Raw genomic sequence first — 7,279 nt, 5'->3', positions numbered from 1 at the left:
CCACCGGTTCAAGGCCGATCCCGAACGCGATGATTGAACGCTCCCGTCCCGCGCTGTCGCTCGGGGCGCCATGCCGCCTGCTGTCGATCCCGCGGTCCTCGATCCCGCGGTCCGCGTCCTGTTGCGCAGCAAGGGACGAGACCGGGATGAACCTCGCCCCTATGCGGCTGATCGACCGGCAGTTTCCGGAAACGCCCTGCTACGGCGTGCAGCAGATGANCCTGCTGTCGATCCCGCGGTCCTCGATTTCGCGGTCCGCGTCCTGTTGCGCAGCAAGGGACGAGACCGGGATGAACCTCGCCCTTATGCGGCTGATCGACCGGCAGTTTCCGGAAACGTCCTGCTACGGCGTGCAGCAGATGCCGGCGTGCAGCAGATGACCCGGCCCCTGCACAACGAAGGCCATGCCGTGAACGTCACGCGCAGCCGGCGGCTGATGCGGCTCATGCGCTTGATGCCGATGCGCCGGAAACCCGCTGCCAGCAGGCCCGCGCCGGGGCGCAAGACCTATCCCTATCCGCTGGGGGGGCGGGTCGAGCAACCCGACCAGGTCGGGTGCGCCGGCATCGCCGACCTGCCGATGCGGCGGGGCTGCCTCTGCCCGGTCGCCGTCATGGACCGGTTCCCCCGCAAGCTGCTGGCCTGGCGCATCTCGAACACGCCGGCGGCGGATTTCTGCGTTGCGGCCCGGAACGAGGCGGCCCACCACTGTGGCCCACCCGAGATCATGAACGCCGATCGAGCTTCGCAGTTCACGTCCTGCACTTGGGTTGATCGGCTGAAACGGGCCGGCACCCGCATCTCGATGGATGGCAGGGGCGCTGTCTCGACACCGTCTTCATCGAGCGCTTCCGGCGATCCCTGATGCATGAATGCGCCTACCCGCACGCCTGGGAGACCGGCGCGCAGGCCAGGGCCGGCGCCGGCAGGTGGATCGCCTTCTGCAGCCACCAGAGCGGCCTCGCGCCGCCCATGGCGGACAGCCGCCCGCCGCGGTCTGCGTCAACCAGAGCGAAACCGACCGGCAGAGCCAGAGAGCAGCTTCAATCACCCCAGAGCCCTTCCAATGATCGCGGAGTGGCTCGGCTGTGCCTCGCGCTACGGTCCAGCCCGGTTTCAGGCTCGTCCGCCACAAAGACGCCATTGCGCCACGTCAGGGCGATTTCCGCACCCGTGGGGCCATAGTTCGCCTTCATGGTGCGCAGCACCCGGGCATCGGGGTTCGGTTCGTCGTCGCCCTGGATCACCCGTTCCAGATAGAGCCGCGACCGCACCGAATTGTGCCAGCCGGTGCTGCCCGACATGCCGGTGCCGTTCTGGATGCCCGACAGGGACGGATGCGCCAGCAGCACCACGGCGCAATCGTGCCGGATCGCCAGCCCGTGCAGCATGCCGATGAACTGCCGCGCCTGCGCCCGGTCGTTCTCGTTGCCGGGGAACAGGTCCGCCAGCGTGTCCAGCACCACCAGCGCGGGCGCCAGATCGGTCAGGAAGGCGTCGAGCTCGCCGAACAGGTCGGTGGCCTTCTGTTTCCCGGTGCGGGTGTCCAGTTCCGTCAGCAGCGCGTCTTCGCCCGCCAGGCTGCGCAGGGCAAGCTGGTCGAGGTCGGCGAAGCTCGCCTCCTCGGCATCCAGCACATCGGCCAGGCGGCGGTGCAGCTCGTCCTCATCGTCCTCGGCCGAGACGAATAGGGCACGGCCCCCGGCCACGGTCTTGCCGAGCCAGGGCTTGCCGAGGGCGCAGGCGGTGGCGAGTTGCAGGGCCAGCAGCGATTTGCCCGTGCCGCCATCGCCGGTCAGCAGCGTGACCGTGCCCGAGGGGATCAGGCCAGGCACCAGCCAGTTGCGCGCCGGCACCTCCTTGCCGTCCAGCATGGTCGCGGTGAAGAATTGGCTCTTGCGGGCTTTCGGATCGGCGCGCTTGGCCTTCTCGGCCGCGAAGTTCACCACGGTCGGCCCTTCCTTCGGCGGGCCGCCCGGTGCATTCGCCATTTCGTCGCAGGGGGGGCGTCAGCCATGACGCGCCCCTGTGATGTAAGCCACGAAGGACCGCTGGTCGTCCTCGGGCATGCCCTCATGGCAGGCGAGGCAATATGCCTTGCGCTCGGCCCGGCTGGCATTCGTCACCCACCAGCGCGCCTCCCGCATGAGGTCGATCAACAAGGACTGCGGCCAGCCGGGGCGCAGCTGGTCCAGCAGGATTTCGAGGAAGGGAACGCGATCCTCCGGCGCGCAATTCAGCAGCGCCGACACAAGTTCGCTTGCCGCGATCTGCCGTTTCAGGTTATGGTCAAACCAGCTCCAAAAGCTTTTCAGATCGGTCCCGGTTGCGCCCGCCAGCGCGCCGGGATTTTCTTTTGCAGCACCGGAAATGCTATTGGAGCCCGCGCCTGTAAGCTCTTGATCTTCAATAGCGGGGCGGTTTGGATCATTCTGGCTTAGTGGATTGATATTAATGGCTTCCCGGCGTCCTGGCGGGGTCGTCATTCTTCCGAAGAGCATTTAATATCAATGGATAGCCAAGAATGTCTCGCCCACATTCGAGGTGCAGACCTGCAGTCCGTTGGCGATCGCCCGCCATGGGTGCAGGGCGGCTGGCCGATATCCGCCGCTCCGCCGGAGCCGAGGTTCTGCTTTCGTCCCCGCTTTGATATGCTCCCGAAAGCTGCATTTTATGAGATGAGTTCTCGCGAGGCGGATACCGACCATGTCCTTTGCATCTGCAAACGAACGCTACTTCGTCAGCCTGGTCAACCAGGCCCGTCAGGCCCAGGGGCTTCCTGTCTTGTCCATCGAAAAACGGCTCAACGATTCCTCGGAAGGCCATAGCCGCTGGATGCTTGAGGCGGATGTCTTCTCGCATACCGGCCGGGGCGGCTCGTCCTCGCGCGAGCGGATGGAGGCGGCGGGCTTCGATCTGGCGGGCAACTGGATGACGGCCGAAAACATCGCCTATGTCACCATCCAGGGCGAGGCCGACCTGCGCGACGAGATCCGCCAACTGCACCAGAACCTGATGAACAGCCCGGGCCATTACCAGAACATCATGAGCGATGCCGCCTTCATCGGCATCGGGCTGGAGGTCGGCTATCTCACCGTGAACGGCCGCGACTACAAGGTGCTGATGGCGACGCAGAACTTTGCCGATACCGACGGACAGGTGCGCGTCGATACCGGCAGCTTCACCCGCGTTGCCAATCCCGGTGCGGATCTGTCGATGCAGTCGCGCGCCGATTGGCTCTCGACCTTCAACGGCGAGGTTTTCGTCACCCCTGGCCCGGCGCAAAGCACGCCGCGCAACGACGATTATCGCCTGACGGCGCGCAACGATGTCGCCTCGGCCGGGAATGGCAACGACTGGATGGATGGCAAGGGCGGCAACGACACGCTGAACGGCGGTCCCGGCAATGACCGGATCATCGGCGGCGAAGGTTTCGATTCCCTGCATGGCGGCCTGGGCAACGACGTGCTGCAAGGCGGCCCCGGCAACGATACCCTGGCCGGCGCCGAGGGGAACGACCAGCTGCGCGGCGAGACCGGCAACGACCTGATCTGGGGCGGCATGGGGCAGGATCTCATCTTGGGCGGGGTCGGCCAGGACACGCTGGACGGCGGTGCAGGCAATGACCGGCTTTGGGGTGAGCCGGGCAACGATCGCCTGGTCGGTGGCGACGGGAATGACACGTTGATCGGGGGCGCGGGCAACGACGTGCTGATCGGCGGGGCAGGGGCCGATGCCTTCATCTTCCACGACGGCCATGGCGCCGACACGATCAACGGATACCAGCGCGGCATCGATCGGCTGCTGATCGACGATGCCAGGCTGGACGCGAACCCGGCTGCCTTCATTCGCGACCACATGCAAAAGACCGCGAATGGCGTGGTCATCGATTTCGGCGACGGCGACCGGATCGTCATCAACGGCCAGAACCTGACGGTGGCGGGGGTGGCGGACGACATATTCGCGATCTGACCGCCTTCCTTGGCGGGACCGGCCGAGGTTCGGGCCGGTCCGGAAAACCGGGGGTCAGGCGGCGACCGGCAGCCTGACGGAATCGGCCGCGCTACGCGCGCGCGTGCCGCAAGCCGCCAGCAGATAATGCTGCAAATAGCTGCCGGCATCGCCGGTCAGGGATCCGCCCAGCCTGGGATTGATCTCGAATATCTTCGGCTTGCCGTCCACTTCGCGAAAGTCGATGCAGCAGGCACCGTTCGCGAACCCCACGGTATCCAGGATTTCCGTGAACAGATCCCCGTGGCGCGTTCCGTCCCGCCATGCCAGATTCTGGTGGCCGGTATTGATGCCTTTCACATGCGGCATGTCCGGCATATCGAATATCGCCGTGCGGGAAAAAACGATCCTGCCATCGCGCATCAAAAGATAAGCGGATAGTTCGACGGTTCCCGGAACATATTCTTGCAGGAATTCCTGGTCCGGATCGTAAACCAATGGTGCATCCTGGCCGATGCAGCAAATACGCGACAGCTTGCCCCATTCGTCCTTTCGCCGCTTGACGATGATGGGCTTGCCAAGCGGAAGAGCGGCGGGATCGCCAAACATCGCCGGGATATAATCGCCCAGGCCGGCAGCGGCCATGAGCCGGTTGAACGCAAGCTTGTCATGGCAGTTTTCCTGCGCAGCGGAACTGGGGAACAGGGCGTTGAACATGTCGCCCCGGATCCGCCGTTCATCCAGGAAATCCCGATCCCACAGGGTCAAGGGAACGACGGCGTCATAGCCGGACAGATCGGCATGCCGAAGATCCGCCATCTGGCTTTGGATACCGACGGATTGCGCGCTGCGCTCCAAAGCGGCCGACCAATCGGCCTTCATTCCAAACAGAACACTCTTCACAACAAACCTCCCAGACAATCGATAACGGATTGCAATCCGTCAAAGGGACAATCGGAAAACGAACAGACCCAGTGTTGCCCGACAGCTTTCCGCATGAGAAGCTGCCTTTTTGGGCAGCTGTTCCACCGGGCAAGCTTCCAATTCGCGCACCGTGCCGGTTATTCTTGCCGGGAATGCGCTGCGCGGCATGGCATTCCAGATCGGGGCGATGACGGGTGACGGCGCTGCCAACCGCGCGGGCGCCGCGCCGTCCCCTGCATTGTCGCACCATCCGCCCGATTCCCGAAAAGGGTTAGCCGGGGTGCGACAACGATACGCAGGCAGGATATGCCGCGGCTCCCGGCTCCCGGCTCCCGGCTGCCGAAATTCCGTGCCAGATGACGCCGATGCGATCCGGCGTGACGAAACCCTTGCCCCCCGGCCGGGTTGAGACCCGATGAGCATGAAGGAGGAAAGAGCCATGCTGAAACGCAGTTTGACGACCGCCCTGGTCGGCGGCAAGGCCCTGGCGCTTGGCGCCATCATGGGCTCCACGGCGCTTGCGCAAAGCGGCGAAGTGATCGAAGGCGACACGACCGTGATCGAGACGCCCTCGGGCAATACCGCCATCGTGCCGGGTGCAGCGACCGAGCCAAGCACCCCCCTGGGCGCGGTACTCGAGCCGGGTTACCCGTTGCTGGAACAGCTCGACAATGACGAGGAAATCGCGCGAACGCTGGTCTCGCAGGGGTTCACCGACGTGCATATCCTGCGCGAAGGCCCGATCCTGACGATCAATGCGCAGCGCGATGGCCGGCCGACGGAGCTGGTTTACAGCATTGCCAATGGCAGCCTGATCTCGGTGGACGGCGTCGAGCTCCGCCCGGCACCGGATGAATCGGGCAAAGGCGGCCCGGCTGCCTCTGAAACGGAAGCTGGCCCCGGCGCCGGTGACGAAACCGGTGCGGACGGGGATGGCACGGATGACGGGGCCGAAGGGGATGCGGAGGGCGAAACTCCGGGTTCGGACGGGGCCGACAGCGGCACAGACGGGTCGGGCGAAGGCTCGGACAGCTCTGATGGCGGGTCCGATGCGGGCTCGGACGGCGGTGAAGGCGACGGCGATGGCGAAGGCGGTGGCGAAGGCGGCGAGGGCAACGGCTGATCCTGCGCATGGGCAAGCCAAGCCCCACCCTGCGGGGCCGAGCCTGGGCCCGGCCCTTGGAACCACCCGCGGGGCTGCCCCCTGATCGCACGCTGCGGCGTGCAGGCTGCCCCGGGGCTCTGCGAAAAAAAAAGCCCCGCCGAGGCGGGGCTTTTCGATGCGGGCGCGCTCAGTTGCGCTCCTTGTCCACCATCTTGCCTTTCGAGATCCAAGGCATCATGCCGCGCAGCCTTTCGCCGACCTTCTCGATCTGATGCTCGTCGTTGATGCGGCGGGTCGCCTTGAAGAAGGGCTGGCCCACGGCGTTCTCCTGCATGAAGTCGCGCACGAACTTGCCGGTCTGGATGTCGGTCAGCACCGCCTTCATCCGCGCCTTGGTCTCTTCATAGGGCAGCACGCGCGGGCCCGAGACGTATTCGCCATATTCGGCGGTGTTCGAGATCGAATAGTTCATGTTGGCGATGCCGCCCTCGTAGATCAGGTCCACGATCAGCTTCACCTCGTGCAGGCATTCGAAATAGGCCATTTCCGGCTCGTAGCCGGCCTCGACCAGGGTCTCGAAGCCCATGCGGATCAGCTCGACCAGGCCGCCGCACAGCACCGCCTGCTCGCCGAACAGGTCGGTTTCGCATTCCTGGCGGAAATTGGTCTCGATGATGCCCGAGCGGCCGCCGCCGATGGCCGAGCAATAGGACAGCGCCAGGTCCATGGCCTTGCCGGTGGCATCCTGGTGCACCGCGACCAGGCAGGGCACGCCGCCGCCCTTGGTGTATTCGCCGCGCACGGTGTGGCCCGGCCCCTTGGGCGCCATCATGATCACGTCCACGCCGGGCTTCGGCTCGATCAGGCCGAAATGCACGTTCAGCCCGTGGGCGAAGGCGATGGCGGCGCCTTCGCGCAGGTTGTCATGCACGTATTTGCGATAGGTCTCGGCCTGCAATTCGTCGGGCATGGTGAACATGATCAGGTCGGCCCAGGCGGCGGCCTCGGCGATGCCCATGACCTTCAGCCCCTCGGCTTCCGCCTTCTTGGCCGAGGCCGAGCCCTCGCGCAGCGCCACCACGACGTTCTTGGCGCCGGAATCGCGCAGGTTCAGCGCATGGGCATGGCCCTGGCTGCCATAACCCAGCATGGCGATCTTCTTGTCCTTGATCAGGTTCACATCGCAGTCGCGATCATAGTAAACGCGCATCGGAAACTCCCTCCATTTCGCTGAGGGGTTTGTAACAGGCGATTTCCCGGAGATGTGTGCATTTTTCACGTTCAATGCGACTATATCGT

The 7,279-nt window shown here is 65.0% G+C and carries 7 protein-coding genes; 3 read left to right on the top strand and 4 right to left on the bottom strand.

Going from position 1 to position 7,279, the window contains the following annotated elements:
* The first annotated feature begins 409 nt into the window (after positions 1-409).
* Positions 410-865, top strand: coding sequence for a DDE-type integrase/transposase/recombinase (locus ACDP63_RS19610; RefSeq protein WP_409928514.1), 456 nt, complete (start codon positions 410-412; stop codon positions 863-865).
* Between the two features lie 178 nt (positions 866-1,043).
* Here ACDP63_RS19610 and ACDP63_RS19605 read toward each other — a convergent pair whose 3' ends face one another.
* Together ACDP63_RS19605 and ACDP63_RS19600 are read right to left on the bottom strand one after the other, a co-directional pair.
* Positions 1,044-1,949 (bottom strand): AAA family ATPase, encoded by a 906-nt coding sequence (locus ACDP63_RS19605; protein ID WP_409928513.1) that lies wholly within the window; start codon positions 1,947-1,949, stop codon positions 1,044-1,046.
* A gap of 60 nt (positions 1,950-2,009) precedes the next feature.
* The gene (locus tag ACDP63_RS19600; protein ID WP_231486879.1) at positions 2,010-2,501 is read right to left on the bottom strand and encodes a hypothetical protein; all 492 of its coding nucleotides are present in this window, start codon (positions 2,499-2,501) and stop codon (positions 2,010-2,012) included.
* 205 nt (positions 2,502-2,706) lie between these two features.
* On the opposite strand from ACDP63_RS19600, the gene ACDP63_RS19595 reads away from it, so the two are divergent.
* Entirely contained in the window at positions 2,707-3,972 is a 1,266-nt protein-coding gene (locus tag ACDP63_RS19595) for a CAP domain-containing protein (RefSeq protein WP_409928512.1), read from the top strand.
* A gap of 54 nt (positions 3,973-4,026) precedes the next feature.
* On the opposite strand, the gene ACDP63_RS19590 is transcribed toward ACDP63_RS19595, so the two are convergent.
* Entirely contained in the window at positions 4,027-4,833 is an 807-nt protein-coding gene (locus ACDP63_RS19590) for a hypothetical protein (protein ID WP_024845422.1), read from the bottom strand.
* 481 nt (positions 4,834-5,314) lie between these two features.
* Between ACDP63_RS19590 and ACDP63_RS19585 the strand changes: the two genes are divergently transcribed.
* Positions 5,315-5,998 carry a hypothetical protein gene (locus ACDP63_RS19585; RefSeq protein WP_051419755.1) on the top strand — a complete coding sequence of 228 codons (684 nt, stop codon included), beginning with the start codon at positions 5,315-5,317 and terminating at the stop codon, positions 5,996-5,998.
* A 169-nt stretch (positions 5,999-6,167) separates the two neighbouring features.
* On the opposite strand, the gene ilvC is transcribed toward ACDP63_RS19585, so the two are convergent.
* Entirely contained in the window at positions 6,168-7,190 is a 1,023-nt protein-coding gene (ilvC, locus tag ACDP63_RS19580) for a ketol-acid reductoisomerase (RefSeq protein WP_024845420.1), read from the bottom strand.
* Positions 7,191-7,279: the final 89 nt, after the last annotated feature.

The organism is Paracoccus sp. P2, from assembly GCF_046335115.1.
Taxonomy (GTDB): Bacteria; Pseudomonadota; Alphaproteobacteria; order Rhodobacterales; family Rhodobacteraceae; genus Paracoccus; species Paracoccus pantotrophus.
The sequence above is the reverse complement of the archived record's forward strand: the minus strand, read 5'-3'. Positions and strand labels throughout refer to the sequence as shown.